We start from the raw sequence: 26586 nt of genomic DNA on the forward strand, positions 1-26586 counted from the left end.
GGATTGATCATGCGTCCTCTGCTCCGTCTGCTCGCCCTGCTGTTCGCGATGGGGCTGGCCGCTCCCGCCCTGTCCCAGACGCCGTCCGCCTCGGAGGCGCAGGTCGCCTGGCGGCTGCTGGACTATGTCGCGGTCGACTACGCGGGCGCCGTGGCCGACGGCCAGGTGACCAATCCGGCCGAATACGGCGAGATGATCGAGTTCGGCAGCCAGATCCGGACGCGCCTGGACGCCCTGCCCGCCCATCCCGCCAAGGCTGGCCTCGTTCGCGACGCCGAGGCCTTGCAGGCCGCCATCCGGGACAAGGCCGACCCGCGCGTCGTCGGCGACCGAGCGAAGGCGCTGGCCGGCGCCGTGCTGACGGCCTATCCGAGCCCGCTGGCGCCGTCGTTTCCGCCCGATCTGGCCCGCGGCGCCGCCCTCTATGCCGAGCAATGCGCGGTTTGCCACGGCGCGACCGGGCGGGCTGACGGCCCGGGCGCCGAGGGGCTCGACCCGCCGGCGATCGCCTTCGCCGACGTAGAGCGCGCGCGTCAGCGTAGCGTGTTCGGCCTCTATCAGGTGATCGATCAGGGGCTGGAGGGCACGGCCATGGCCAGCTTCGCCCATCTGCCCGCCGAGGATCGCTGGGCCCTGGCCTTCTATGTGGGCCGGTTCGCCTTCACCGACGCGGAGGCCGCCGAAGGCGAGCGCCTCTGGAAGGCCGAGCCGGCGATCCGCGCCGCCTATCCCGATCTGGCCGCCATCACCCAGGCGACGCCCGCCGAATTGGCGAGCCGGATCGGCGAGACGAAGGCGCGGGCTGTCACGGCCTATCTGCGACGTCATCCCGAGGCGGCGGCGCGCCCGGCCGGATCGACGCTGACCCTGGCGCGGACGCGTCTGGCTGAGAGCGAGGCGGCCTACCGCCGCGGCGACCGCAAGGCCGCCACCGACCTGGCGCTGTCCGCCTATCTCGACGGCGTCGAACCGATTGAGCCGGCGCTCGGCGCCCGCGACGGCGCCCTGTTGCGCCGGGTCGAAGGCGCGATGACCGAGCTGCGCATTTCGATCAGCCGTGGCGCGCCCGCCCAGGAGGTCGCGGACCGGGTCGCGCGTGCGAACGCCCTGCTGGACACGGCCGAGCGCGCCCTCGCGCCCCAGGAGGCGGACAATGTGGCCAGCTTCCTCGGGGCCTTCACCATCCTGCTGCGCGAGGGGCTGGAAGCCCTGCTCATCGTGGTGGCGATGATCGCCTTCCTCAGAAAGGCCGAACGGCCCGAGGTGCTGCGCTACGTCCACGGCGGCTGGGTGGCCGCGCTGGTCGCCGGCGGCGCCACCTGGGCGGCCGCGACCTTCTTCATCTCCATCAGCGGCGCCAGTCGGGAACTGACCGAAGGGTTCGGCTCGCTGCTCGCGGCGGTCGTGCTCGTCTCGGTCGGCATCTGGATGCATGGCAAGTCGCACGCCGACGCCTGGCAGACCTATATCCGGGACAAGCTCTCCCACGCGCTGTCGAAGCGATCGGCCTGGTTCCTGTTCCTGCTCGCCTTCGTCGTGGTCTACCGGGAGGTGTTCGAGACCATCCTGTTCTATGCGGCGATCTGGAGCCAGGGCGGCCACTTCGGCATGCTGGCCGGTGCCCTGACCGCCGTGGCGTTCCTGGCCGTGGTGGCCTGGGCCTTGCTGGCCTACAGCAAGCGCCTGCCGATCGGCCGCTTCTTCTCCCTGAGCTCGATCCTCATGGCCGTTCTGTCGGTCATCCTTGTGGGCAAGGGGGTGGCGGCGCTGCAGGAGGCCGGCTGGCTCGATGTCCATCCGCTCGCCTGGATCCCCCGTATCGAGATCCTCGGTCTCTATCCGACCGTTGAAGGCGTCGCCGTTCAGCTGCTGACGATCGCCATCCTCGTGGTCGGCTTCTCCCGGCACGCGGCGCCGAAGGGCGCGCAGCCGGCCCCTTGAGCGGTCGTCTCCGTCTTCGGCCCTGAGACTGCGGCCCGCAGCGGGTTTCGGAGCCGCCTGGGCACGACGGCGCCGACGCCCGAACGGCGGCGGATACCGGACGTGCGGCGGCTGCAGCCGATAGCGTGCGGGAGCCCCGGCCGCGGTGTGCGGAGATTAAACGCGCTATTCTCCGCACTCTTTGCGGAGAATAGCCTTGCTCTTGCGGCGAATAACGCCCATATTCTCCGCAAGGAGTGCGGGGAATGGCGGAATACATCCACGAAATCGAAGGCTGGCCGCGTCTGGACTGGCGCGCGGACGCGCTCGCCGATCGGCTCGCCGCCGTCCGTCACCGCCAGGGCCTGCTGCTCGGCCGGATGCACACGCTCCGCTTCGACCTGCGCGCCGAAGCGGTTCTCGAAACCCTCACCGAAGACGTCCTGAAATCCAGCGAAATCGAAGGCGAGTTGCTCGACAAGGATCAGGTGCGATCCTCGATCGCTCGCCGCCTCGGCATGGATATCGGGACCCTCCCCCCCGCGGATCGCAACGTCGACGGCGTGGTCGAGATGATGCTCGACGCGACCCAGAACTTTGCGTCTCCGCTCACCGAGGAACGGCTGTTCGCCTGGCACGCCGCCCTGTTTCCGACCGGGCGCAGCGGCATGACGAAGATCGTCGTCGGCGCCTGGCGCAACGAGAGCTCCGGCCCGATGCAGGTCGTCTCGGGCCCTTTCGGACGGGAGCGCGTGCACTATGAAGCGCCCTCCGCCGCCCGTTTGCAGGACGAGATGCGGGCGTTCCTCGACTGGTTCAACGGCGAGCCGCGGACGGACCCGGTCCTCAAGGCCGCGATCGCCCACCTGTGGTTCGTGACCATCCACCCGTTCGACGACGGGAACGGCCGGATCGCACGGGCGATCGCCGACATGGCGCTCGCCCGCTCCGAGAAAAGCGCGCAGCGCTTCTACAGCATGTCCGCCCAGATCCGGCTGGAGCGCAAAGACTACTACGCCACCCTGGAGACGACCCAGAAAGGCGCGCTCGATGTGACCCTCTGGCTGGACTGGTTCCTCGGCTGCCTCGATCGCGCGTTCGACGGTGCGGAAGCCACCCTGACCCATGTGATGCGCAAGGCGCGCTTCTGGGAGGCGCTCGCAGGTCAGACGTTGAGCGAGCGCCAGAGCACGGTCATCAACCGGCTGCTCGACGGCTTCGAAGGCAAGCTCACCTCGACCAAATGGGCGGCGCTGACGAAGTCCTCGCCCGACACGGCCTTGCGCGACATCAACGATCTGGTCGACCGAGGCATCCTCGTGAAGGATGACGGCGGCGGGCGCAGCACCAGCTACTCCCTGGTCGATCGAGGATAGGCGGCTCCACATCGCGTCGGCGGAGCCACCACGTCGGGCGGCTCCACCCGAGCGGGCGCGTCTCAACAGGGATGATCGCAGTTCGCCAGTTCTGGCGAGTTACCGCCGAAAACCTGCTTATTTCGCCAGAAGTGGCGAGTTACGACCTTCGCAAACCTCGCGACGCCTCAGGGCGCCGCGGCCGAGCGCGTCAGGTCAGTGTCCGTCGCAAGTCGGAAAGCCCCTGAACATCAATGCGAGGCGCGATTGCTCGTCTGCTCAAGGCGACGTCAGGCCTGACGGGCGCCCGCGTGGCCGGCGGCGACCTCAGTCCGGCAGGTGCCGGGCGGCGATGCGAAAGGGCACTGGAACCGCAGGTCGTCGAACTCCAGCACCAGCGGCCCGTCCGCCGACGCCTGATACTCGCATCGTCCCCCGGTAATGCTGCGCGCGGCGATGACCTGCTGCTCGTTCCGCGCGCCGCGCATCTCCCGCTGCAAGGAACGTCCGCCGATCTGCGAGCGCGCCTGCCTCAAAAGACCGGCTCTCGGATGTCTTTCACCGCTCGAAGCAGTCGCTTTAGGGCGCCTTCGGCAGGGCGTCAGTCGCGAGTAGGGAATTGACTGAGCGCGCGGGCCAGCCAGTCCGGTAGATGCGGCCTGACTGAAATCAGTTCTCCGAACGCCGAAGGCCCCAGCTTTCGCTCCAGCGGCCCGACTGCTGTCTGAGCCTTCTCGGGACCCAGCCAGGCCAGCGCCCGAACTGCATCGCCGGCTGGCCGGTCAGCGAGTAAAAGTTGCCATGCGGGTGCATGCTTGAACTCGACGATCTGACCGTCGACACGGAGTTGCCGGCTCGGCCCGTTGGTCAGATAGATTGTGCGGATCGGCACCTGGGTCGTTAGACCCAGGGAGTTCGCCGCCGCCGCGCCGTGGGTGACGATGATCTCTCCTCGTCGCTGGCTGATGGCGCGAGCGACCTTCTCGACCGACGGTGCTCTCAGGCCGAAGCGGGTTTCCAACGGGCACACGTAGAGCCCTCGACCGACGCGTAACAAACTGCCGCGGCGCGCCAGCCGCGATAGCGCCCTATGCACCGCCGGACGGCCTCCCAGGTGCAGGAGCGAGCCGGTGGTGATCGACGAGCCTTCGGGCAGCGCTCCGACGCTCTTCATGATCTGCTCGGCCAAAGCTCGCATGCCCACCGCTCTCCGACGCATCATGAGGGCCCCATTGGGAGCGGATGGAACCTTCGAGCAGCCTCAGCGGTAGGTCTGACAGGATCATTCGAACCAACAGCGGGGGCGGGGTCGCCGAGGCTATCACTAGGCGCCCACGCCACGGTCGGGCAGATAAGCCAGTGCGTCGGCCAACGCATAGACGGTCTGTAGCTCGAGCCCTTCTCGACTGCGCCGTCGACGGCGGCTGGGCAACCCGTCCATACCTCATGGACGGTCCAGCCCTCTTCATTCGGCCGAATGTCGTAACGTGAGCTTCGGGAGAACCATGCCTCGGCAGCGCCGAGAACTCAATTGCCGACGTGGGGTGCCACATAGAAGGAAAGCAGATTGTTCGACCGGCGACTAAGCCCTTGGGCATGCCGCGAAGCTCAGGCATTTCGCGTAGCCACGACGCCAGAGCCCCTCGCTTCATATCGCTTCGAAAGCCGTTTCCAGTTGCCGCAGGCGTCCGGTCATCGCGTTCACGACCGATGTGTGGATGTCGACATGGAAGTCTGCCGGCATGCGGCCAAGGGCACGTTCCGCCGCCGGGAGGGCATCACGGCGGATCTCATCCAGAACCTGTCTGATGATCGCCTGACCGAGTCCGGCTTCCTTTGCTGTCTCGACAAAATGACGACCGTGCACGTCGAGGATTTTGTAATGGCAGTTCGCTCCAACCGACATTGCCAGCTTGTATTTGTTGTGCGGGATTCGCCTTGCATCGAAGGCTGGCTGCGCACTTAGAACGTCATAAAACGGCGTCAGCTCGAAGCGGCCGCCGGGACGGATAAAGACGCTGAAGTTCTTGCCATGCCCGTCGGTGGCGCCGATCAGCCAGAAGATCATCTGACTCTTGAGGAAGGCGGCCTGATCCCTGAGCGGCTCATCGCTTCCCTGAAGCAGCGTCATGATATCGACCGCGCTCGGGCCCTGCTGATTTTGATACTTCCGGCTCGAAGGAATCGACAGCGCCTGACAGCAATCCTCCTGCGGAAGGCGCAGGAGTTGCCTATCGCCTCGCCAGCGCCGATCAAAGCGCTCGACGACGAGAACACGGCGCGCGCCGAACGTCGCCATTTCTGTCTGAGCGACCTGGAGGCCGAACCCTTCGAGAAGTTTCAAGCAGTAGTGTTCATTCTCGACGCTGTTTGACAGATCGATCATGCCCCAAGGCGTCGGGATTTCTCCCAGCTGGGGTTTGAGGATGTGGGTCGTCGGCGTCGTGCCGATCGGGCGTTTCCAACGGCCCTCATGAAACAGCAACGCCGTTTTTTCCTGAGCGCCCGCCACCGAAATCCGAAACTCCTGTTCGATATCGATGCCGAGCGGCGCGCGCGCGAGGTTAGCGAGGATCGCCTCGATCTCTTCGTCGCTGACCGGCTCGCCTTCAATCGGCTGGAATGCGTCGATCACCATTCCGTCGGGCAGGAACTGCATGGCCCCCACGCAGTCGCGGCCGATCTGCTCCAACAGACTGTAGGAATCCGTGCCTTGCGCGCCCGTCTTCTCAGCTACGAGGCGGCGAACCGTCGGATTGTCCGGCAGAAGGTTGTCGAAAACCGCGACAACCCGCTCGCCCCGGAAGGGGGCCTTCCTTGGCGGCAGCGACAACGAGATCGGGAAGTGCGGCGGCCAGTCCAGCCAGCTCTGATCGTACTGAAACGCGATTGCGCCACCTGGCTCTTTCTCCAATCGCCCGACCAGACGATTGTTGATGAGCACATTGAGCGGCGCATGGGTCTTGCGACGCCCCATCAGAAGATGTCCTCGATATCGGTGGATGAGCTTTTCGATCGGGGACCGATTGTCATTTCCAGATCGAGCGCCGCGAGCAGATCACAGATCGATGAGATTTTTGCGCCGTTGTGGCCGCTTTCGATCTTGGAAATCAGCTCCTGGCGCATGCCTGATCGTTCGGCGAGTTCTGTCTGACTCATCCCCTTCAGCTTTCTGAATCGCTGTATGAGGTTGCCGACTTGGCCGGGGGAACGAGCTATCCGGTTCATGGGAGTCTCCTTCCCAGTGTTATGCGGGAAATCGCATAATATGGCAATATGTGATTTAACACATAGAATGGAACTATGCGCAAAGTGACATAAATCCATTCTATGCGCGTTTTCGCATAGAGACCGCTATACTCAACCCTGAACTGCCGCTCGGCGATCCGCGGGGGAGTGGCGTCGGGAGGGCTGATCGCGATAGTAGAGCGGAGGGGTGGCGCAGCAGGCGCGATCATAGAGCCCGCGGTTGTCGGAATCGGTCAGTCAGAAGGCCTCGTTGCCGCGGATCGCCGGCCCGCCGCTAGTCCTATGCGCAACTTTCGATTACGACCGGCCTTTTCGGGGGATCAAATCACAATGGCCGATCAAGGCGCAGCGCGCATCAGGCGCATGATCAAGAAGACGGAACTACGCCGGATGGTGCCGCTCGCCGACAGCACCATCTGGGAGATGGAACAGCGCGGCCAGTTTCCGCGGCGGTTCGCGCTCACGCCGCGCTGCGTAGTCTGGGATCTCGCCGAGGTCGAAGCGTGGCTCATGCTCCGGCGGGAAAATCCCATCCAGCGGGCGCCGCATCCCGACGTCCGCAAGCGCGTCGCCCGGCCGGTGAAGTTGGTCAACAAGGACTGACGGGCTGACCGCCGCGTCGACGGGCGCCGCACGGGCGCGGTTCGCACGGCCTTCGTCCGCCACGGCAGGCGTGTGGTTCCCATGCGGGAGTCGGTCGAGATCGTTGGTGAAAGCCGCCAAGCGTCCATGCCCGCCAATGTCCGTGAAAATCCCTTAAGGTTGGATTTTGTCTACTCCTCTCTCAGGGGCTATCGAAACCCGCTGATCCAGTCTTCGACCTGCGCGCGGGAGCCGGCCGCGGCGCGTTCGAGACCGACCTTCCCGAGGATCGACAGATGCGAGCTGGCGGTGTCCGGATGGCGCGACAGGTCCATGCAGATCGATAGCACCGCCTCGTGCAGCTCGCCCTTCTGACACAAGGCGAGCGCCCTCGCCTTCGCCTCGCCGACATGGGCGTCAACTGCCGGGGTCGAAGCGGGCTTGCGGGGGGCGGTCGCGCGGCCGGGCCGAACGAGATGGCTCGCCCAGAGCTCCAGCGCCGCCCGCTTCTCCGGCACATAGGTGTGCCGATCGTAGACGCTGGTGACGGCCGCGCCTTCATTGGGCGTGTGTCCGAGCACCAGGCCGACCACGAAGCGGCTAACCCCGTAGCGCCCCGTGAGCGTGGTCGCGCCTGACCGCCTGACATCATGGGGCGAGCCGACCGCGAGCTTTCTGCGCGTACAGGTCCGGGCGAACGCGCGGGTGATGGCGTGCGGATCGAGATGCTGGCCCGGAGATCGGGCGGATGGAAAGAGATAGGGGCTGCCTGGATCAAGGGCCCAGGCGACCTCCAGCACCTCGAGCGCGTCGTCTCCCAGCGGCACGACGTGCTGATGTTTGGCCTTCGCCCGCTCCGACGGAATGGTCCAGATCTTCGCCGTCCGGTCGAACTCCGTCTTCCGGGCTCCAGCAACCTCGTTGCGGCGGGTCAGGGTCAGCATCAACAGCTGGACAGCCAGCCCCATGGCCGGCTCGAGACGCGCATGGATCCCGGCTGTCTTCTCGCCCGGCGCCCTCGGCACGGACGCCTCGGACGCGGCTGCCCAAAGCGTCCTCAAGGCCGCGTCGTCGAACATGCGCTCGCGCGCGGTGAGCGCCAGCGGTCGAGCCAGGCCGAGCGCGGGATTGGACTCGATCCGCTCCTCGAGGACGGCGAATCCCAGGACCGCGTGCAGCAGCGCGCCGATCGACGCCACGCTGGCGGCGGCCAACCCGCTCTCGGTCACCAGCGTCCGCATGAAGATCTTGATGTCCGCACGCCGGATTTCCGTGAAAGGCCGCGCGCCAAGACGCGCCTGGATGTGGTTGCGCCACATCTGGCGTTCGTTGCCGAGGGTGACCTCCCGCTTCGGCCGGCGGCGTCCTCCGTGGAGTCCAACCGTCGCCGCCTGCCAGTACGCCTCGGCCAGCTCGTCGAGGGTTTCTCCGGTTCGCGCCCGTTCACGGGCGGCGGTCTTTTCCGCGACGGGATCTGCGCCGTCCACGACCGCGATCCGCAATCCGGCGACCTTGGACCGGGCCTCGGCGAGCGACAGGTCGGGATAGGCGCCCAGGCAAAGACGCCGCCTCGTTCCGTTCGCCGCGACATAACGGAATTCAAACTGCCTCAGCCCGGTAGGGAAGACGCGAACCCCCAGCCCGCGGCTCCCCCCGACACCGATCTCATAGACCTTGTCAGCGGGTTTCAGGGCCGCCACCTGGCGATCTGTGCTAAGCTGAAGGCGGGCCACAACGCGCTCTCCTCGCGCCTGCGCTGCAAATCAAACGCCACCCAAACTAGCATTTTGTGGGGCGCTAGTGGGGCGCCAAATGCAGGATTCTGTGAAAAAGCAAGAAAAATGCTGAAAAATTAAAACGCATTATTTCAGTTATTTCCAGACTTATGCACAGTCCTGAAATGCCCTGGAATTGCCTTCGAGGCCCTTCACACCGAGGGGGTCACAGGTTCAATCCCTGTCGCATCCACCATTTCAGCGCCCGCCGCCGAGCTCGCGTCGCCGATGAAATGCCAGCCCCCGGGCGGCAGCATGTTGGCGAGGAAGGACGGGCGGTGCCCGAGCAGCACGACCCGCAGCGCCCTCCGGCCCGCCTGGTCGACGATCACATATTTCGCCTCATAGGCCGGCGCGTCCGGCCACTGACGCATTTCGGCGGCGACGAAGGCCGCCGCGCGCCCCCGGGCCGCAGCGGCGTCCGTTCCCGGCGCCAGCGCGCCGGCCGCGGCGGCGCCGTCGGCGATGACCTGCAGCCGCTCCTGCGACCGGTTCACCGCCAGCAGATCGACGCCACCGACCGCCAGCAGAAAGACCGCCGGGCCGACGAAGGCGAATTTGAGTGCGATGTTTCCCACTACAGCTCCTCGAGCGCCACGCCCTTGTCCGTCAAATATTTCGTGCCGATGTAGGCGGTCGCCAGCCACAGCGCCGACCACAGGCTCCAGGCCACGGTGGCGGACTCGAGGCTGAGGTCGACGTCGACGGCGGTGCGGAACTGGCTGATGGCGCCGACAATGGCCGCCGCCACCGCCGATGACAGCACCACGATCCGCGACCACGGCTGGGCCGCCAGCAGGGCGAAGCCGCCGATGGCCAGCAGGACGGCCGACAACAGCCACGGCAGCTCCTGCCGGTTCAGGCCGAAGGCGGCGTTGAACAGGGCGTAGATCAGGAGCGTTGAGCCGGCGGCGCGGAGGACGAACATGGGGGAAGCCTGTCTGACGTCGCCCACTATGCCCCGTCAGGCTCTCCAATTCGTAAAGCCGATATCGGGCGCCGGGACAGGTCAGCCTTAATTTGGCGGCTTTCACCATTCCGCCGTTATTCCCCGTCATAGGCCCGCGTCCGCCGCCTTCCGCGCCGACCGTTCGCGCGCTGAATCGTGCTATTGGACCGCCCATGCCCTTCCCCGCCAGTCATCCCGCGCTTGACCGCGCCCTTTCCGAACGCGGCTATGCCGAGCCCACGCCGGTGCAATCCGCCGTGCTGGAGGCCGAACAGGGCCGCGACCTTCTCGTCTCGGCCCAGACCGGTTCCGGCAAGACCGTGGCCTTCGGCCTGGCCCTCGCCCCCACCCTGCTGGGCGAGGCCGAGAAATTCGCCGAGTTCGGCGCGCCGGTGGCCCTGGTCATCGCGCCGACGCGCGAACTGGCCCTGCAGGTCTCCAACGAGCTGCAGTGGCTGTATGCCCAGACCGGGGCGCGCATCGTCTCCTGCGTCGGCGGCATGGATCCCAAGGTCGAGCGCCAGGCGCTGAACCGCGGCTGTCACATCGTGGTCGGCACGCCCGGCCGTCTGCGCGATCACCTTGAGCGCGGCTCGCTGGACCTGACCACGCTGAAGGCCGTCGTGCTGGATGAAGCCGACGAAATGCTGGACATGGGCTTCCACGAGGACCTGACCTTCATCCTCGAGACCGCGCCGGCCGAACGGCGCACCCTGATGTTCTCGGCGACCCTGGCGCGCGACATCGTGCAGCTGGCCAAGACCTATCAGAAGGACGCCCTGCGCATCGATACGGTCGCGGGCAACGCCTCGCACGCCGACATCGAATACAAGGCCATCCGCGTCGCCCCGAACGAGGTCGAGCTCGCGGTCGTCAATGTGCTGCGCTATTTCGAGGCCCCCGGGGCGCTGGTGTTCGCCAATACGCGCGAGCGAGTGAAGCACCTGACGTCGAGCCTTCGCGAGCGCGGCTTCTCGGTCGTCGGCCTGTCCGGCGAACTGACCCAGAGCCAGCGTTCGGAAGCGCTGCAGGCCCTGCGCGACGGTCACGCCCGGGTCTGCGTCGCCACGGACGTCGCCGCCCGCGGCCTCGACCTGCCCGATCTGGGTCTGGTCATCCATGCCGAGATCCCGGTCAACAAGGCCGGCCTGCTGCACCGTTCGGGCCGCACCGGCCGCGCCGGCAAGAAGGGCGTCTCCGTCCTGCTGGTCAGCTATACGCGCCGCCGCAAGGTCGAGCTGATGCTGCAATCGGCCTCGATCAAGGCCGAATGGAGCGGCCCGCCCTCGGCCGAGATGATCCTCGCCAACGACCATGTCCGCATGCTGGCTGATCCGGTGCTGATCGCGCCGGTCGAGGACGAAGCCGTGCTGGCGCTGGGCAAGCAGCTGCTCGAGAAGACCACGCCCGAACAGGTCGCCGCCGCCCTGATCCGCCTCTACCAGCAGAAGCTGCCCGCCCCGGAAGACGTCTATGACGACGACCGGATGAAGCGCCAGCAGGAGACCGGCAAGAACGACAAGGGCCAGGCCGACGTTCCGTACACGGACTTCGCCCGCGGCGGCGACATGACCTGGTACCGGATCAATATCGGCCGCGACAAGAACGCCGATCCGAAATGGCTGATGCCGACCATCTGCCGTCTGGGCCATGTGACCAAGCGCGACATCGGCTCGATCAAGATCTTTGAGCGCGAGACCAAGTTCGAGATCACCCAGGAGATGCAGGCCAAGTTCGAGGCCGCCATCGCCCTGGGCCTCGAGGACGGCGTCAAGATCGACCCGGCCGTCAAACCCGGTCCGTCCGAGAAGCCCGTCAGCCGCTGGGACAAGAAGCCCGGCGCGGGCGGCGACCGACCCGAGAAGAAGCCGTGGAAGGCCCGCGAGGACGGCGGCGACAAGCCGGCCTGGAAGCCGCGCGAGGATCGTCCCGAAGGTGCGAAGAAGCCTTGGGTCAAACGCGAAGACAGCGCGCCGGCGGAGAAGAAGCCGTGGGTGAAGCGCGACGATGCGGGCCCGGCCGCCGAGGGCAAGAAGCCCTGGGTCAAGCGCGAGGAGACGGGCGACAAGCCGGCGTGGAAGGCCCGCGAGGACCGTCCGCAGGGCGACAAGAAGCCGTGGGTGAAACGCGACGACGCCGCCCCGGCCGCAGAAGGCAAGAAGCCGTGGGTCAAGCGCACGCCGAACGACCCGACGCCGGAAGGCAAGAAGCCGTGGGTGAAGAAGCCCGCCGCCGAGGGCAAGACGCCTTGGACCCCGCGCTCCGACGCCGAAGCCGCTCCGGCGGCCGCGGGCGACAAGCCATGGAAGGGCAAGCCCAAGGGCGGCGACCGTCCGTGGGCGTCCAAGGACGCGCGCGGCAAGCCGGCGGCGCCGAGAGCGCCGTATAAGGCCAAGGGGCCTCGCTAGCCCCGCCTGGCGTCTCATCGCGAGGATTGATCCCGCCATGTAACCGTTTACGGTGACCGCAAAATCCGGCCTCAAGTAGCGCGAAGCGCGGTAGGCCCAACAAGAAGCTGCGGGCAGGAAAACATGGCGGACGTCCGGCTGACCGGCGTGACCAAGAGCTTCGGGACCACCGAGGTCCTGAAGGGCATCGACCTGGAAATCGCCGACGGCGAGTTCGTGGTCTTCGTCGGCCCGTCCGGCTGCGGCAAGTCCACCCTGCTGCGCACCATCGCCGGTCTGGAAGAGGCGACCGGGGGCGACATCGCCATCGGCGGCAAGGTCGTCAACGACCTGGGCCCGTCCGACCGGGGCATCGCCATGGTGTTCCAGTCCTACGCCCTCTATCCGCACATGAGCGTCTACGAGAACATGGCCTTCGGCCTGAAACTGGCCAAGGCGGACAAGGCCGAGATCGACCGGCGGGTGCGCGGCGCGGCCGAGACGCTCAACATCACCGACCTGCTGCACCGCAAGCCCAAGGCCCTTTCTGGCGGACAGCGGCAGCGGGTCGCCATCGGCCGGGCCATCGTGCGCGAGCCGCAGGTGTTCCTGTTCGACGAACCCCTCTCCAACCTCGACGCCGCCCTGCGGGTGCGGATGCGCTATGAGTTCGCCAGCCTGCACGAGCGGCTGAAGACCACCATGGTCTATGTCACCCACGACCAGGTCGAGGCCATGACCCTGGCCGACCGGATCGTGGTCCTGCATGGCGGGATTGTCGAACAGGTCGGCAAGCCGATGGATCTGTACGAGCGGCCCCGCAACCTGTTCGTGGCCGAGTTCATCGGCAGTCCGAAGATGAACCTGCTGCCGGCGGAGATCGTCACGGCGACGGCAAAGGGCGCCACCGTACGGACCAGCGCGGGCGAAACCCTGAAGGTCGCCGTCGACGCCGGGCGGGCCAGGGCGGGCGACAAGGTCACCCTCGGCGTCCGGCCCGAGCATCTGACCCTCGCCGGCAAGGGCGATACGGTGTCGGCCCGGGTGACCTTCGTCGAGACCCTGGGCCACGCCACCTACGCCTATCTGACGGCGGGCGAGGAACCGGTGACGGTGCTGTTGCCCGGCGATGTGCGGCCCTCCACCGGCGAGACGCTGAGCCTGCGCGTGCCGGCCGACCAGGCCCATCTGTTCGACGCGGCGGGCGAAGCTTTCGCGCGCCTGTAGGCCAACGCGTGTTGCGTCGCACAACGCAACGCTTCTAGATGACCGGATGCCCGCCCCGGCCACGCTCACCGTCGATCTGAACGCGCTCGCCGCCAATTTCCGCACGCTGGAGGCGGTCGGCGGCGTTCCCGTGCATCCGGTGGTCAAGGCCGACAGCTATGGCCTCGGCGCCGAAGCCTGTTCGCGGCGGCTGATGGCGGAAGGGGCGCGCACCTTCTTCGTGGCCCGGACTTCCGAGGGCGAACGGCTGCGCGCGGCCCTCGGCGCCGAACCGGCCATCTATGTGCTGGACGGCTGCCTTACAGGACGGGCCGCGCGGCTGCGCGCCGCCGGCCTGCGTCCGGTGCTGAACGCCGGCGCCCAGGTGGCCGAATGGCGGGCGGCGGGGGGCGGTCCCTGCGGCCTGCAGATCGACACCGGGATGAACCGGCTGGGTTTCCGCGCCGCGGCCGCGCCGGAGCCGTTCGATGGCCTCGACCTCGTGCTCAGCCACCTCGCCTGCGCCGACGATCCGGCCGAGGCCATGAACGCGCGTCAGCGCGACGCCTTCGCCGCGGCCGTGGCGCGGTATCCGGGCGTGGTGCGGTCCTTCGCCAATTCCGGCGGCGTCTTCCTCGGCCCCGACTACGCCTTCGACGCGACGCGGCCGGGCATCTGCCTGTACGGCGGCGGGCCAGAGGGCCGCCCCGACCCTCGCATCCAGCCCGTCGCGACGCTGACGGCCGAGGTGCTTCAGCTGCTCGACGTGCCGGCCGGCGAGACCGTGGGCTATTCGCGGACCTTCACCGCCACGGGGCCGACCCGGATCGCCACCTGCGCGGCCGGATATGCCGACGGCGTGCTGCGCAGCTACAGCCCCCGGGGACAGGTCTTTGTGGCCGGCGAACTACGGCCGATCGTCGGGCGGGTGTCGATGGACGCCTGCGCCGTCGAGGTGACCGGCCTGAATGTCGCCGTCGGCGACCGGGTCGAGCTGTTCGGCGCCAACCGGATGCTGGACGACGCCGGAACGGCGGCCGGTACGATCGGCTATGAGTTGCTGAGCGCCATTACCGCCCGGGTTCCGCGGGTCTACGTCGGCTGACGCAGCCTCCAGCCCCGCGCGGTTCTCCCTCCCCCGAAGCGGGGAGGGAGAACCGCCCTACCCGCCCCGGCCCCCGTGTTTCGCATACTCCAGCCGCGCCACCGTCCGGTTATGCACCTCGTCCGGGCCGTCGGCGATGCGCAGGGTGCGGACCATGGCGTACATCTCGGCCAGGGGCGTGTCGGCCGAGACGCCGGCCCCGCCATAGGCCTGGATGGCGTCGTCGATGACCTGCAGCGCCATGCGCGGGGCGGCGACCTTGATCTGGGCGATCTCGGACTTGGCGTTCTTGGCCCCCGCCTCGTCCATCATCCAGGCGGCCTTGAGCACCAGCAGGCGGCACATCTCGATATTGGTGCGGGCCTCGCCGACGCGCTGCTCCCAGACCGAATGCTCGGCCAGCGACTTGCGGAAGGCGGTGCGCGACAGCAGGCGCTGGACCATCAGCTCCAGAGCCCGTTCGGTCATGCCGATGACGCGCATGCAGTGGTGGATGCGGCCGGGCCCGAGGCGGCCCTGGGCGATCTCGAAGCCCCGGCCCTCGCCGGCGATCAGGTTCTCGACCGGGACGCGGACATTCTCGAGCACCACCTCGGCGTGGCCGATCGGCAGTTCGTCATAGCCGAACACCGACAGCATCCGCTCGACCCGGAAACCCGGCGTGTCGACGGGGACGATGATCTGGGACTGCTGGGTGTGGACCGAGGCGTCGGGGTCGGTCTTGCCCATGACGATGGTCACCGCGACGTTCGGGTGCGCCATGTTGGTCGACCACCATTTGCGGCCGTTGATCACATAGTGGTCGCCGTCGCGCTCGATCCGGGTCTGGATGTTGGTGGCGTCGGAGGAGGCGACCTCGGGCTCGGTCATCAGGAAGGCCGAGCGGATCTCGCCGGCCATCAGAGGCTTGAGCCAGCGCGCCTGCTGGGCCTCGTTCCCGTACATATGGAGCACTTCCATATTGCCGGTGTCGGGGGCGTTGCAGTTGAACACCTCGGCCGACCAGAGATGGCGGCCCATCAGCTCGGCCAGCGGGGCGTATTCGAGATTGGTCAGGCCGGCGCCGTGATCGCCGGGCAGGAACATGTTCCACAGACCGGCCTCGCGCGCCTTCGCCTTCATCTCCTCCATGGCCGGCGGCTGGCGCTTCGGGTTCTCGCGGACCTGGGCGCGGTATTCCTCTTCGCGCGGCAGGACATGGTCGTCGAGGAAGCGCTTGAGCCGATCCTGCCAGTGCAGGGCCCTGTCGCTGTGGCGGAATTCCATGGTCTTGCTCCGGAAAAGGAAACGGCGCGATCCCTGTGGAGGACCGCGCCGCGGAATGCCTTGTTTCAGATCACACTCAGCGCTTCAGCAGCGGGGCCAGCTTCTGGGCGATCATCATGTCGCCGGCGATCTTCAGCTTGCCCTGCATGAAGGCCATCATCGGGTCGAGCTGGCCGTTGGACAGGGCCATGAAGTCGTCCCAGCTGATCGACACCGTGGCGTCGGCGGGCTTGTCCTCATTGGTGACGCTGTTGGGCGTCGAGGCGCCGTCGATATAGATCTTGCCGACATCGCCCAGGTCGATCTTCACGGTCTTGCCCAGACCGGAGTTGTCGCCCACGGCGCCGCGGATGTGTTCGGTGACTTGAGCCAGGTCGGCCATGAGCGCTTCTCCCGTAAAGCTCGATCCCCGGACGGCCGGAGATCGGATTGCGCACCGACCTAGACCGGGTGCGGGCGGCTGCCAAGATCACGCGGGGTCAAGTTGCACACGCAATCGCGGAAGCGGGCATGGTCAGGGGCGAATTCGCCGCGCCAGAGCTGAGTTTTTCGCCTGAAAAGCGAATAACTCGCCCAACCGGCGCAAGAGTCGCAGCCCCCGCCACAATCCGGTCCGCGTTGAGCAACCGTCGCCTTGCCAAGCGGTTAAGGTTACCATAACGATGATACTTCGGTCCCTGGCTGTGGGGTTGTTCAGGGCCTTAACCGAGGACTGGATTTTGGGGAGCTTCAAGTGAAACACATAGTCATCGCCGCCGCCGGCGCTCTGCTGGCCCTGGCCGGAAGCGCCGGAACGTCAGCCGCCCAGGACCGGGGCTACGGACCGCCGCCGCCGCCGCCGCCGCCGCCCCCGACGTATTGCTGCGACAATCCCCCGCCTCCGTGCCGCGACGGAGGCCCTCGCGACGCCTACGGAGTCTGCCTGTGCGACTACGAGGTGAGTTGGTACAATACCCCGAGGCCGTGGCACGTCGTCCGCGCCGGCGGGCCGGGTGTCCGCATCCGCGGTCGGCCGGTCACCATCGAGTCGGGCCGCATCGATATCCAGGGCCCCCCGATCTATGTCGAGGCCCCGCCCATCCGTATTCGGGCCCCGCAGATCTATCTGCGCGCGCCTGAAGTTCACATCCGCCCGTCCGACGTCACCGTCGAGCCGCCGGAAATCCACTTCTCCGACTGCGAAGGCGTGATCGAGTGCGAGCCCGTCACGCACGGCGGCAACACGGCGCCGCGCAGCTACGACGGCGAGCGCGGCTAGGACCGTCAGGACCAACCCCGGCCGGACGCGCTCCGGCCGGGGTCTCGCTTCAAGGAACGACAGGCCCGCGCCGCAAGGCGTCGGGCCTGTTTGTCATCCGGAGCTATGGCGCCGTCAGTTCGGGACGACCGCGGCCTCCGCCGTTGCCTCGGTCCCGACCTCGGGGGTCTGCGGCGCACAAAAATTCTGGCTCCGGACTTCCACGGCCAGGGCTATGTCGCCCCCGGCCAGGGCGGTCCGTATGGCGTCTTCGCAGCGATCCTCGCTCAGCAACCGGCTGACGTCCGCCCTGAGCGCTGCGCGGGCGTTGGCCGCATCCCGCAAGGCCCGGGCCTCGCGTCGATCGTCCGGAAGGCACAGTGAAAGCCATGAGGCGTCGGCGCAGCGCGCGATCAGCCGCGCCTGCCGGTCCGCCTCGGCCGAGCTGATCTCAGCCGGCGGGGCCAGGGTCGACACCGTCGGCGGCACCGGAACGGCGATGGCCGGCGGATCGGACATGACCACGGATCCGGGCGGGGCGCCGCGCAGGATCACCGCCGGCATCTGATAGTTGCAGACCCAGCCTTGGGGCGTCATCTCGCAGGACTGCAGCATCGCCTGCGCTTCCTGCGAGGCCGGAGCGGCCGGAGGGACCTGACCGAGGGATAGTGCGAACAGCAGTGAAATCATGGCCAATCCCGACGCCTGTCGTCACGATAGCGCAGCATACTCCCGAACGGGCATCATGTATCCCTGTTCCGCAAGGTTGGCGGGGAAGACGCTCAGGCGGCGCGGGGAAGGGTCAGTCCCGGCCGTCAGGCGGCGGGGCGTCATCCCCGCGACCAGACCACGACCGGTCCCCTTCCCGCTCATCGACAGGCCGACCGTCCGACCGATACCAGCGGCGCTCGCGGCCCGCGCGCTCCCGCTCGATCCGCGCCTCGCGCCGCGCCCGTCGGGCCTCACGTTCGGCCCGGTAGTCGCGCTCGGGCCCGTCGAAGCCGAACCAGCGGGCGACGCGGCCCTCACGTCCCGACGGCTCGGCGGGTTCGGGAGGCGGCGGGGCGCGAACGAAGGCGTCATCGACATATCGCTTCGGCGGAGGCGGCGGCTCCGGGGCCTCGAACGCGCCGTCCGCCGGCGCATAGGCGGCGGGCTCCACCATGGCGTAGGCCGGGGGCGCCGACTCAAGCGTGTCAACGAGTTCGCCGACCTCCATCACCGGACCGGCCGTGATCTCGGGTTCGACCGGCGCCACGACCTGTATCCGGAGGCGCTCACTGTCGAGCACCGGTCGCGGCACGGGCAGCACAACGGTCCGGACTCCCGCCAGCCCGATCCCGACAACGGCCACCGCCAGAGCCCATGCGAAATGACGCGGCCGGGCCCTGGCCGCGAGACGGCCGGCAAACCGGTTCAACCGGTCGAGATAAGGCGAAATTCGAGGCATGCAGGGCGCCGGAAGCAACGGGACACCCACCGCAACCCGTCAGACCCGGTCCGGTTCACGAACAGGGGTCGGCCGCCTCCCTCCGCCACCGAAACTGTGAGCAACCCGGAACTTTCCCCATGGGAAAGCTTTTCCCGGGCCTTCCGGACCTCTAGGGTCGCGAACCAGACGGCCCCGGCCGGAAGGAAACAGTACGACGATGCTTAAATGGGTTCGCAGGCTGGTCAGGAAGTTGAAATGCAGACGCCATCGCTGGCGACCCGACCGACGCCGGCCCGACAGCGAATTCTGCGACCTCTGCGGAGCCCGGAAACAGGTGAGCCGGGTGTGAAGGCGTCCCGAACCAGCTCCAGGACGATCCCGTCCGCGTCGCGCCGCGGTGACCCCTAGCGAACAGCCGCGTAGGTCGTGGACGCCTCGCGATAGCGGGCGTGCTCGCGGGCGGTCATGCAGCGGGGCGTGCTCCAGGCGGGGTCCGAGGTCCGCACCGACAGGGCCTCCCGGGCGGTGACAAAGACCGGCGCAGCGCCATGCTCGCGGGTGAAGGCCCGGCGGGTCGCCGCGTCTGTGCCGCAGATCAGAACCACCCGCGCCTCGGATCGCGCGGACGCCTGTGTGACGTCCCCGGCGCTCGCAATACCGGCCGGAAGGATCGCCGAGGCGGCCAGGGCCGCAAGGCCGGCAAGGCTGGTGAAAGTGCGCATCTCAGTCTCTCCCGAACGCCTGAAACAGTCAGGACCCGGAGCGATAATGCGCCATTCGCAGCGAATGTAAATGTTATGCGACGCTTTGAAGTATGAAATTTGACATCCGGTCGTCACAGAGCGGGCGATAGCCCTGACTCAACCCGCGCAGGCTGCCACAGAGAATGCGCCCTCCACATTCAGGGTGGCGTCGGTGTTCTCGACGACGCCGAGGCTGCAAATCGGGAGGCGGTGATCCGTCTCCAGCGCCGCGAGCCACGCGAACAACGGCCCCGACGGGACGCGCGACAGCCGGAAGCCCAGCTGCCCCGAAGCGCTCATGGCGGTGACGACGTCCAGACCCGCCGCCTCGGCGGTGCGACGGATCAGGGGTTCCAGCCCCTCCGCGGGCGCTGCGGCCGGGGCGCGCGAGGGCCCGAGCGAGGCGACGGCTGTGCGCACGTCCGCAAGCGTGGCCGAGGCCGCCTCGGCCCGTTCGGCGGCGGCCGTCCTCCACTCCAGAACCGGTCTCACCACGCCCAGCCAGGCCGCCGTGGCCAGAAGCAGGGCCGCCATGACCATCAGCATGCGGCGCTCGCGCACCGTGCGGCCGCTCCACCAGACCCCGGCGTTGTTCAGCAGCCGGGTCATCGGCCGCTCCCGATCGTGATGTCGCTGACGATGCGGCCGCGGTCGTCGAGCGTGCCGGTTTCGGTGACCTCCAGGCCGTTGGCGCGCATGGCCCGGGCGATCACCTGCATGTCCTGATAGTCGGCATGAGTGACGCTGGCCTTCATGCCGGCGGCGGGATCGACGATCAGCAGGTCCAGCTCCGCCCCCTCCACGCTTTCGACGGCGGCGAACAGCGCGGCCGTCGCGCCGATGACACCGCCGGGCGGCGGGGCGGCGCGGACCCGCTGGCGCAGGGCCTCGACCGGATCGGGCCGGGCAGCGAGATCGGGAGCGACGCGGGCGATCTCGGCCCGGGCCTGTTCAAGGCCGTTGCGGGCGTCGATGTCGTCCCGGGCCGCGGCGGCGGCGACCAGCACGAGCGGCGAGATCAGCAGCAGGCCGGCGAGAGCCGAGGCCACGGCCCAGCCGCGTCGGGTGGTCACGCTTCTGCGGTCCTGAGAGGACAGGAGGTTGACGGGCGGTGACAGGGCGGCGTCGATCAGGGCGCGCTCGACGGCGTCGCTGTCCTCGACAGGCACGACGCGGCGGGCGCCGGCGACCAGCTCGACCAGGTCGGGCTGGACGCTGGCGGCGAAATCCCGGCCCCGCAACGCCATCGCCGGCCCGAAGGCGACGGCGTTGAGCCGGTCGTCTTCGTCCGGCTCGGGCACGGCCAGGGCGTCGGGCACGATGGCGTCCGCCCGCACGCCGAGCGCGTCGAGATAGTCGGTCCAGGCCTGCAATAGGGACAGGCCGACGACGGCGACAAGGCGGGGCCGGCCCGCCGCCGGCACAGGGCCCAGCGCCACAGCCAGCCGGTCGGCCGGAGCGGCCAGCGAGTCCTTCAGCATCCACAGGGCGGCGGCGCGCTGCTGGGCGGGGCCGCCGGCCGGCAGGTCGAGCCAGCGCAGGGTGACGTCGGCGCCGGGGGCGACAGCGACGGTGCGCATCGGCCCGGGCCGCTCGACGGCGTCCAGCGCCAGCAGGCCGCGCTCGCTGACCTGTCCATCGGCGATGACCAGATAGGGCGCGGGCTCGCTGCCGAGGCTTGGAATGAGGATCAGACGGGTGGGTTTCATTCTTCGGGGGTCCAGCGTTGGATCACGGTGCGGACGCGGCCGTCAGGGGCGGCCTCGAGCAGGGCGGTGCGGACGGCGTGCGAGCCGCCCAGTTCGACATCGACCCGCAGGTCGAAGAAGCGGGTCAGGACGGTGATCTGGTCGCGCGCCTCGGGGTCGACTGACAGGGCCGCGAGGGCGGGCTGGGCCCAGAAGGCGGCGGTGTCGGGCCAGCCGTCGCGGGGCCGGGCGGCGATCACCGCCCTCGCGCGCTGTGGCGTAAGGGCGCCGTCCGTCAGCATGGTCAGCAGGGGCGCCTGCTCCGGCGTCAGGGTGTTCACGTTGAGCGGCGACAGGCGCGAAGTCGGCAGAGCGCAGACATGAGGCCTGAGGCGGCGGTATGTATCCGCGTCGACGCCCTTCACTGCGCGCAGTTCGCTGACCTCGGCCAGCATGACGCCGCCGGTGCGATAGGGTTTGGCCAGACCGGCATAGGCGCCGTCCTCCGCGCCGAGCGGTAGAGCCGTCGCATCGGCGTCGAGCCAGTCGGTCAGGGCGTCGGCGATAGCCCGCATGCGGCTGTCGGGCGCGCCGACGGCCCGGCCGAGCGCACGGAACTGGGCTGCGCCGAGCGGACGGGCGGTCAGGTCCTCGCCGAAGCCGAGCACGAGGCTGTTAAGGTTGAAACAGGCCTGGCCGTCGGTGACCGTGGCCGTGATCGTCCCGCCGTCGACGGGGAAGCTGAGGGTCCGGCCGTTCCACGCCGGGTCCAGCGGCGTCCGCGCCGGGCCGGCGGCGAGCAGGCGTTTGATCTGGGCATGGGCGAGGGTTTCGGCGCCGGCGGCGTACCACTGGGCCTGGCTCTGGGTCTCGACATTGGTGGCGCGGCGCACCGAGAAGCGAACGTCGTCGAGGATGGCCACGGCGACCACCGACATGACGGCGACCAGCAGCAGCACCGTCAGCAGGGCCATGCCCTCGCGCTCGCGCCGGGACCGGTTCATCGGCCGGCGCCCACGAGGAACAGCTGGTCGATGCGGCCGTAGCCTTCAAGGGTCATGCCGATGCGCACGGCGTCGGGCAGCGGACGGTCGATGCTGGAGATGAAGGCCGGCGCGGCCTCGCCGTCGCGCACGAAGCTGACCGCGACATCGCGGACGCCGCGGTACAGCACCTGGGGCGGGCCGGGGCGGGCGCCGTCGAGGTGGCTGGAGACGCGGCGTTCGAGGCGATCCTCGACCAGGCGGTATTCGACCCGTTGCAGCGACGGGCGGGCGTCCTCGCCCGGATTGCTCCAGCCGGCGCGGGTGAGGACGAGGAGGGGGTCGCCGGGCGCGGCGGGGCCGACCATGGGCTGGGGCGTCGGGCGGCCGGTGGGACCACGCGAACGGCGGGCCGTGGCCTGGCCGAGGTCGGCGCGCAGCAGACCGCGCATGCGCTGCAGGTCGCCGACGCGGTCGCTGGCGGCCTTGACCGCGAACCGGTTGTCGATGGTCACGCCCAGCACGCCCGCCCCCGCCGCCGCGATCATGGCGAAGATCATCAGCGAGACCAGAACCTCGACCAGGGTGAAGCCGTCGCGGCGGGTCATGAGGCGCGGGACCGGAACAGGGTGCGGTCGGCGGCCTGACCCTCGGCGTCGCTGACGCGGATCTCGATGCGCAGCATGCCGGCGACGTCAGTGGCGACGACCGCGCGGGTCCAGCGCCAGCGGCGGCCGGCGAGCTCGATCTCGCCGGAGGATGTCCCCTCCCCGATCGAAGGCAGGGTCGCGGCCTCGACCGCGAGGTTTTCGGCGACGACGCCGCCGAGGGTGCGGGTCTCGACGCGGGCGGCCGAGCGGGTGTTCTCGCCCGACAGGTTGAGCAGGGCCATGGCGGCCAGGCTGAACACCGACAGGGCGACGAGCATTTCGATCAGGGTGAAGCCCTGTCTGGCGGAGGCGCGGGTCATTGCAGGGCGACCTCCCCTGCCCCGTCCACCGTCACGGTCCTGCCCTTGCCGTCGCGGGCCAGCGTCAGGGTCGCCGGCTCGGCCACGCCGGTGGGATCGAAGACGAAGCGCGCGCCCTCCGTGGGTCCGACCGCCGTGCCCGCCTGCCAGGTTTCGAGGCCGAACGGGCCATCGGACAGGGCCGACCATTCGCGGCCGTCGAAGACGGTGAAGCCATAGCCGGTCGGGGTGACCTCGACCGCGACCGGGCGGTTGGACAGCACGGCCTCGTCCCGGGCGCGCGACAGCCGGGCGGCGAACCGCTCGGCCTCCGCTCCCACGGCCGGACGCGGGTCCGGGACCGCCAGCACGACGGCGCCGGCGGCCAAGCCGAGGATGGCCACCACCATCAGCAACTCGACCAGCGTAAAACCCGCTCTTTTTGTCGGGCCGCGGTCACAGGGCTCCGCCCTGTCGACCCGACGCGGCCAGGCGCTTCGCGCGCGCCCGGCGCTCAAGCAGCGAGCGACCGCGTCGCGAGCGTTAGCGCCCCGACTATGCCTGCCAGTTGCCCAGATCGGCGTCATTGCCCTCGCCCCCCTCCTTGCCGTCCGCGCCCAGGGAGAAGACGTCGAACTGACCGCCGTGCGCGCTGGGACGGCGATAGCCGTAGGGATTGCCCCACGGATCTTCCGGCAGGCGGCGCACATAACCGCCCGGACGATAGCGGTCGGGATTGGCCAGACCGGCGGGGGCGGCGACCAGCGCCTGCAGGTCGGCGGGGAAGTCGAGGTTGTCGAGGCGGTAGGTCTCGATGGCCTGCTCCAGGGTGGAGATGTCGGCCTTCGCCTTGCCGACCATGGCCCGGTCCTGGCTGGGCAGGACGTTGATCGCCACCACCGTGGCCAGCAGGCCGATGATCACGATGACCACCATCAGCTCCACCAGGGTGAAGCCCGCGCGCCGGCGGCGCTTTACGATTTTGCGTTGGATTTCAGTCGTCATGGCTACGCTCCTCACCCCATCGCCAGGGTGTTGATCTGCAGGATGGGAAGAAGGATCGACAGGACGATCAGGGCGACCACGCCGCCCATGACCACGATGATCGCCGGCTCGAGCAGGCTGAGCATCACGGCGGTGAAGGTCGAGAATTCGCGTTCCAGATAGTCGGCGGCGCGCTCCAGCATCGGCTCCAGCCGGCCGCTGCTCTCGCCCGAGGCGGTCATGTAGACGAGGATCGGCGGGAAGACGTCGGCGCGGCGCATGGCGGCGGACAGGCCCCCGCCCTCGCGCACGGCGTCGGCCATGGTCTCGGTCGCCAGCCGCAGGCGGCGGTTGGAGACGGTGCGCGCCGTGATGGTCAGGCCCTCCAGCACCGGCAGGCCGGCGGCGATCATCGTCGACAGGGTCCGCGCCATCTTCGCCCCGTGCAGGTCGCGGGTCAGGCGGCCGATCAGGGGCAGCCGCAGCAGGGCGGTGTCGGCGCGCAGCCGGATCGCCGGATTGCGCAGCAGCACCGCGCCGATCAGGCCGCCGGCGATCAGGACCAGCGCCAGCAGCCAGCCCCAGTCGCGCATCAGGTGCGAGACGCCGATCACCAACCGCGTCAGCAGCGGCAGGGTCTGGTTCATGCTGTCGAACTGGTCGACCACCCTGGGCACGACGAAGGTCATCATGGCGGTGATGACGCCCAGGGCCACGACCGCCAGGACGACCGGATAGACCAGGGCGGTGACGACCTTGCCGCGCACCACCTGATCGCGCTCCAGCCCGTCGGCCAGCCGTTCGAGGATCGGCTCAAGCGCGCCCGAGGTCTCGCCGGCCGAGACCATGGCCCGGTACAGCGGCGGGAAGGCCTGACCCTGCAGGGCCATGGCGTCGGACAGGCGGCGGCCTTCCATGACGCCGGCATGGACGCCGTCGAGCACGCGGCGGACGGCGGGGCGATCGGCCTGCAGGGCGATGGTGCGCAACGCCTCCTCGATCGGGGCGACGGAGACGAGGGTCGAGAGCTGCCGCGTGGTCAGGGCCAGAGTCTTGGCGTTGAGTTTCGTCGCCTTGCGCGGTGCGGCCTGTTCGGTGCGGGAGACGGCGCCGCGCGCGGTGGTGACTTCGAGCGGCATCAGCCGGCGGCGGGCCAGGACGGCGCGCACGGCGCCTTCGTCGGCGGCGGTCACGGCGCCGGTGACGGTGCGCCCCCCCGCGTCGACGGCGACATAGTCAAAGGCCGCCATCAGGCCGCGACCCCGTGGTCTGCGGCGTCGGGCTCGAGGTCCGCGGTTTCCTGGCGGGTGACGCGGACGGCCTCCTCCACCGAGGTGACGCCTTCGAGCACCAGCGCGCGGGCGCGCTGGGTCAGGGTGTCGGCCCCGGCCTTGCCGAAGGCGGCGGCGTTGATCGCCTCCTCGTCGGCCTCGGCGGCGATCAGGCGGCGGACGCGGTCGTCGACGCGGATGACTTCGTACAGGCCGACGCGGCCGACATAGCCGGTGTTCTGGCAGTGGGCGCAGCCTTGCGGCCGCCAGACGCGGGCGCCGCGCTCGACCCCGGCCAGCCGGGCCGTGGCCGCGTCCGCCGTCTCGGGCCGGCGACACTCGCCGCACAGCCGCCGCACCAGCCGCTGGGCCACGATCAGGCGCAGGGTCGAGGCCAGCAGGAAGGGCTCGACGCCCATGTCGCGCAGACGGGTGACCGCCCCTGCCGCGTCATTGGTGTGGACGGTCGACAGGACGAGGTGGCCGGTCAGCGAGGCCTGGACCGCGATCCGGGCCGTCTCGACGTCGCGAATTTCCCCGACCATGACCACGTCCGGGTCCTGACGCAGGATGGCGCGCAGGCCGGCGGCGAAGGTCATGCCGACCTTGGGATTGACCTGGGTCTGGCCGACGCCGTCGATGGCGTATTCGACCGGGTCCTCGACGGTCAGGATGTTGCGCGTGGCGTCGTTCAGCAGCGACAGGCCGGCGTAGAGCGAGGTGGTCTTGCCCGAGCCGGTCGGGCCGGTGACGAGGATGATGCCGTTGGGCTCCTTCAATGCCTGGCGGAAAGCGTCCAGCGCCTCGGCCGACATGCCCAGCCGGTCCAGCGTCAGTCCGGCCTGCTCCTTGTCGAGGATGCGCAGCACCACCCGCTCGCCGGCGCGCGACGGCAGGGTCGAGACGCGCACGTCCAGGGTCTTGCCGCCCAGGGTCAGGGGGATGCGCCCGTCCTGGGGCACGCGCTTCTCGGCGATGTCGAGCCGGGCCATGACCTTGATGCGCGACACCAGCAGCGGCGTGATCCGGGGGTTCAGCGACAGGGTCTCGCGCAACACGCCGTCGACCCGCATGCGCACCGTCAGGGCGGTCTCGAACGGCTCCAGATGGATGTCGGAGGCGCCGGTGCGGACGGCCTCGGCGATGATTCCGTTGATCAGGCGGATCACCGGGGCGTCGTCGGCCGTGTCCAGCAGGTCGGCGGCGGCGGGGATGTCGTCGATCAGGCTCTCCAGCCCCGAGGGCATGTCCAGATCGTCGCCGTCGGCGGCGTTCAGATGGTCGCCGGCGTAGACTTCGGACAGCTGGCGGTCGAAGGCGGCCTGACCGAGCGGCTCGACGCGCAGGGGGCGGCCCAAGGCGCGGCGGGTCTCGATCAGGGCCGAGGGGTCGGCGCCCTCGCGCAGGCCGACCACGGCGATCTCGCCCGCGTCGAGCAGGATCACGCCGTGCCGTTTGGCGAAGCCGTAGGGCAGGGTCGGATTGATCAGGGTGATCATCGCCCC

At 68.9% G+C, this 26586-nt stretch carries 28 protein-coding genes; 7 read left to right on the top strand and 21 right to left on the bottom strand.

Features of this window, described 5'->3' with window-relative positions; translation table 11 throughout:
• Positions 1-9 precede the first annotated feature (9 nt).
• Together B2742_RS15105 and B2742_RS15110 are read left to right on the top strand one after the other, a co-directional pair.
• Positions 10-1941 carry an FTR1 family protein gene (locus B2742_RS15105; protein WP_292067918.1) on the top strand — a complete coding sequence of 644 codons (1932 nt, stop codon included), beginning with the start codon at positions 10-12 and terminating at the stop codon, positions 1939-1941.
• Between the two features lie 245 nt (positions 1942-2186).
• The gene (locus tag B2742_RS15110) at positions 2187-3296 is read left to right on the top strand and encodes a Fic family protein (RefSeq protein WP_292067921.1); all 1110 of its coding nucleotides are present in this window, start codon (positions 2187-2189) and stop codon (positions 3294-3296) included.
• A 269-nt stretch (positions 3297-3565) separates the two neighbouring features.
• Here B2742_RS15110 and B2742_RS15115 read toward each other — a convergent pair whose 3' ends face one another.
• The 4 genes from B2742_RS15115 to B2742_RS15130 all read right to left on the bottom strand — a co-directional run bounded on the left by B2742_RS15115 (position 3566) and on the right by B2742_RS15130 (position 6503).
• Positions 3566-3775: a hypothetical protein gene (locus B2742_RS15115; protein WP_292067923.1), complete on the bottom strand. Its 210-nt coding sequence runs from the start codon at positions 3773-3775 to the stop codon at positions 3566-3568.
• Between the two features lie 101 nt (positions 3776-3876).
• The gene (locus tag B2742_RS15120) at positions 3877-4473 is read right to left on the bottom strand and encodes a DUF6088 family protein (protein WP_292067926.1); all 597 of its coding nucleotides are present in this window, start codon (positions 4471-4473) and stop codon (positions 3877-3879) included.
• Between the two features lie 450 nt (positions 4474-4923).
• Positions 4924-6252, bottom strand: a complete 1329-nt coding sequence (locus B2742_RS15125) for a type II toxin-antitoxin system HipA family toxin (protein ID WP_292067928.1) — start codon at positions 6250-6252, stop codon at positions 4924-4926.
• Entirely contained in the window at positions 6252-6503 is a 252-nt protein-coding gene (locus B2742_RS15130; protein ID WP_291838469.1) for a helix-turn-helix domain-containing protein, read from the bottom strand. The genes B2742_RS15125 and B2742_RS15130 overlap by 1 nt, the downstream gene beginning before the upstream one ends.
• Before the next feature lie 351 nt (positions 6504-6854).
• Between B2742_RS15130 and B2742_RS15135 the strand changes: the two genes are divergently transcribed.
• Positions 6855-7127, top strand: coding sequence for a helix-turn-helix transcriptional regulator (locus B2742_RS15135; RefSeq protein WP_292067930.1), 273 nt, complete (start codon positions 6855-6857; stop codon positions 7125-7127).
• A gap of 188 nt (positions 7128-7315) precedes the next feature.
• Here the strand turns inward: B2742_RS15135 and B2742_RS15140 are convergent, their stop codons facing one another.
• From B2742_RS15140 to B2742_RS15150, 3 genes are all read right to left on the bottom strand, one after another.
• Entirely contained in the window at positions 7316-8839 is a 1524-nt protein-coding gene (locus B2742_RS15140) for a tyrosine-type recombinase/integrase (RefSeq protein ID WP_292067934.1), read from the bottom strand.
• 194 nt (positions 8840-9033) lie between these two features.
• Positions 9034-9459 carry a pilus assembly protein TadG-related protein gene (locus tag B2742_RS15145; RefSeq protein WP_292067936.1) on the bottom strand — a complete coding sequence of 142 codons (426 nt, stop codon included), beginning with the start codon at positions 9457-9459 and terminating at the stop codon, positions 9034-9036.
• Positions 9459-9809, bottom strand: coding sequence for a hypothetical protein (locus tag B2742_RS15150; protein WP_292067937.1), 351 nt, complete (start codon positions 9807-9809; stop codon positions 9459-9461). The genes B2742_RS15145 and B2742_RS15150 overlap by 1 nt, the downstream gene beginning before the upstream one ends.
• Positions 9810-10003: 194 nt before the next feature.
• Here B2742_RS15150 and B2742_RS15155 point away from each other — a divergent pair, with 194 nt between their 5' ends.
• From B2742_RS15155 to alr, 3 genes are all read left to right on the top strand, one after another.
• The gene (locus tag B2742_RS15155; protein ID WP_292067939.1) at positions 10004-12238 is read left to right on the top strand and encodes a DEAD/DEAH box helicase; all 2235 of its coding nucleotides are present in this window, start codon (positions 10004-10006) and stop codon (positions 12236-12238) included.
• Between the two features lie 123 nt (positions 12239-12361).
• Positions 12362-13444 carry an ABC transporter ATP-binding protein gene (locus B2742_RS15160; RefSeq protein WP_292067941.1) on the top strand — a complete coding sequence of 361 codons (1083 nt, stop codon included), beginning with the start codon at positions 12362-12364 and terminating at the stop codon, positions 13442-13444.
• Between the two features lie 46 nt (positions 13445-13490).
• Positions 13491-14528 (top strand): alanine racemase, encoded by a 1038-nt coding sequence (gene alr / locus B2742_RS15165; RefSeq protein ID WP_292067943.1) that lies wholly within the window; start codon positions 13491-13493, stop codon positions 14526-14528.
• Positions 14529-14585: 57 nt separating this feature from the next.
• Here alr and B2742_RS15170 read toward each other — a convergent pair whose 3' ends face one another.
• Together B2742_RS15170 and B2742_RS15175 are read right to left on the bottom strand one after the other, a co-directional pair.
• Entirely contained in the window at positions 14586-15794 is a 1209-nt protein-coding gene (locus tag B2742_RS15170; RefSeq protein ID WP_292067946.1) for an acyl-CoA dehydrogenase family protein, read from the bottom strand.
• A gap of 76 nt (positions 15795-15870) precedes the next feature.
• Complete coding sequence (locus tag B2742_RS15175; RefSeq protein WP_292067948.1) at positions 15871-16176, bottom strand: SCP2 sterol-binding domain-containing protein; 306 nt, start codon at positions 16174-16176, stop codon at positions 15871-15873.
• 351 nt (positions 16177-16527) lie between these two features.
• Between B2742_RS15175 and B2742_RS15180 the strand changes: the two genes are divergently transcribed.
• A complete protein-coding gene (locus tag B2742_RS15180; protein WP_292067950.1) occupies positions 16528-17052 on the top strand; it encodes a hypothetical protein in 525 nt (174 codons plus the stop codon).
• A 114-nt stretch (positions 17053-17166) separates the two neighbouring features.
• Here B2742_RS15180 and B2742_RS15185 read toward each other — a convergent pair whose 3' ends face one another.
• The 12 genes from B2742_RS15185 to gspE all read right to left on the bottom strand — a co-directional run bounded on the left by B2742_RS15185 (position 17167) and on the right by gspE (position 26580).
• A complete protein-coding gene (locus B2742_RS15185; RefSeq protein WP_292067952.1) occupies positions 17167-17721 on the bottom strand; it encodes a hypothetical protein in 555 nt (184 codons plus the stop codon).
• 112 nt (positions 17722-17833) lie between these two features.
• The gene (locus B2742_RS15190) at positions 17834-18289 is read right to left on the bottom strand and encodes a hypothetical protein (protein ID WP_292067955.1); all 456 of its coding nucleotides are present in this window, start codon (positions 18287-18289) and stop codon (positions 17834-17836) included.
• A gap of 578 nt (positions 18290-18867) precedes the next feature.
• Positions 18868-19185 (bottom strand): hypothetical protein, encoded by a 318-nt coding sequence (locus B2742_RS15195; RefSeq protein WP_292067959.1) that lies wholly within the window; start codon positions 19183-19185, stop codon positions 18868-18870.
• Between the two features lie 138 nt (positions 19186-19323).
• A complete protein-coding gene (gene gspM, locus B2742_RS15200; RefSeq protein WP_292067961.1) occupies positions 19324-19815 on the bottom strand; it encodes a type II secretion system protein GspM in 492 nt (163 codons plus the stop codon).
• Complete coding sequence (gene gspL, locus B2742_RS15205) at positions 19812-20915, bottom strand: type II secretion system protein GspL (RefSeq protein WP_292067964.1); 1104 nt, start codon at positions 20913-20915, stop codon at positions 19812-19814. The genes gspM and gspL overlap by 4 nt, the downstream gene beginning before the upstream one ends.
• Positions 20912-21898 carry a type II secretion system minor pseudopilin GspK gene (gene gspK / locus B2742_RS15210; protein ID WP_292067966.1) on the bottom strand — a complete coding sequence of 329 codons (987 nt, stop codon included), beginning with the start codon at positions 21896-21898 and terminating at the stop codon, positions 20912-20914. Before gspK ends, gspL begins: the two co-directional genes overlap by 4 nt.
• Positions 21895-22485, bottom strand: coding sequence for a type II secretion system minor pseudopilin GspJ (gene gspJ, locus B2742_RS15215; protein ID WP_292067967.1), 591 nt, complete (start codon positions 22483-22485; stop codon positions 21895-21897). The genes gspK and gspJ overlap by 4 nt, the downstream gene beginning before the upstream one ends.
• The gene (gene gspI / locus B2742_RS15220) at positions 22482-22847 is read right to left on the bottom strand and encodes a type II secretion system minor pseudopilin GspI (RefSeq protein WP_292067970.1); all 366 of its coding nucleotides are present in this window, start codon (positions 22845-22847) and stop codon (positions 22482-22484) included. The genes gspJ and gspI overlap by 4 nt, the downstream gene beginning before the upstream one ends.
• On the bottom strand, positions 22844-23413 hold the full coding sequence (locus B2742_RS15225) for a GspH/FimT family pseudopilin (RefSeq protein WP_292067972.1): 570 nt from the start codon (positions 23411-23413) through the stop codon (positions 22844-22846). Before B2742_RS15225 ends, gspI begins: the two co-directional genes overlap by 4 nt.
• Positions 23382-23831, bottom strand: coding sequence for a type II secretion system major pseudopilin GspG (gene gspG / locus B2742_RS15230; RefSeq protein ID WP_292067974.1), 450 nt, complete (start codon positions 23829-23831; stop codon positions 23382-23384). Before gspG ends, B2742_RS15225 begins: the two co-directional genes overlap by 32 nt.
• Before the next feature lie 11 nt (positions 23832-23842).
• A complete protein-coding gene (gspF, locus tag B2742_RS15235) occupies positions 23843-25060 on the bottom strand; it encodes a type II secretion system inner membrane protein GspF (RefSeq protein ID WP_292067975.1) in 1218 nt (405 codons plus the stop codon).
• The gene (gene gspE, locus B2742_RS15240) at positions 25060-26580 is read right to left on the bottom strand and encodes a type II secretion system ATPase GspE (protein WP_292067977.1); all 1521 of its coding nucleotides are present in this window, start codon (positions 26578-26580) and stop codon (positions 25060-25062) included. Before gspE ends, gspF begins: the two co-directional genes overlap by 1 nt.
• Positions 26581-26586 lie beyond the last annotated feature (6 nt).

Source organism: Brevundimonas sp. UBA7664, from assembly GCF_002483305.1.
GTDB lineage: Bacteria > Pseudomonadota > Alphaproteobacteria > Caulobacterales > Caulobacteraceae > Brevundimonas.